A 748-nucleotide genomic window follows, 5' to 3' on the forward strand; every position below is an offset into this window, starting at 1 on the left:
GTTAAAGAGCGGGCTTAAAAAAGCCAAAGATAATTTTTAAGTTTATCTTTGGCATCTCTATCCATAATGCATATGCCTTATTACTTTGCAATAAAGTCAGAATAAGGTGTAAATGGTGGAGCTATGCGGGATCGAACCGCAGACCTCCTGCGTGCAAGGCAGGCGCTCTCCCAGCTGAGCTATAGCCCCATTTACATGCAGTGCGAGTAAGTAAGATGTTCCAAACCTCTAAAAGGATTGGTTTGCCAAATCGAGTTATCCGCGGCAAATTAACGCGACGTTTAGTTCACTAAACGAGTGTTAATTTAACAAAGGATAACGAAGATTTGGTGGGTCAGAGTGGACTTGAACCACCGACCTCACCCTTATCAGGGGTGCGCTCTAACCAGCTGAGCTACAGACCCATCTTTTACTCTTTCTTCTATCAAGCAAATCTGTGTGAACACTCAAAAGGTACACGGATGTACCGAATGTCGAAAATGCAGGAGCATTTTTCGACCAAACATTAAGTTAGTCGTATAGGTAAGGAGGTGATCCAGCCCCAGGTTCCCCTAGGGCTACCTTGTTACGACTTCACCCCAGTCATGAACCACAAAGTGGTGAGCGCCCCCCCGAAGGTTAAGCTACCCACTTCTTTTGCAGCCCACTCCCATGGTGTGACGGGCGGTGTGTACAAGGCCCGGGAACGTATTCACCGTGGCATTCTGATCCACGATTACTAGCGATTCCGACTTCATGGAGTCGAGTT

The 748-nt window shown here is 46.9% G+C and carries 2 tRNA genes and 1 rRNA gene; all 3 read right to left on the reverse strand.

Annotation, left to right across the window (positions count from 1 at the left end):
• Positions 1 to 113 precede the first annotated feature (113 nt).
• A tRNA-Ala gene (locus L5M51_RS22705) sits at positions 114 to 189 on the reverse strand.
• A 138-nt stretch (positions 190 to 327) separates the two neighbouring features.
• Positions 328 to 404, reverse strand: a tRNA-Ile gene (locus L5M51_RS22710).
• Positions 405 to 523: 119 nt separating this feature from the next.
• Positions 524 to 748: ribosomal RNA gene (locus L5M51_RS22715) — 16S ribosomal RNA — on the reverse strand; the annotation flags it as partial.

It is taken from the genome of Shewanella sp. SM73, from assembly GCF_025653795.1.
Classification (GTDB): Bacteria; Pseudomonadota; Gammaproteobacteria; order Enterobacterales; family Shewanellaceae; genus Shewanella; species Shewanella oncorhynchi.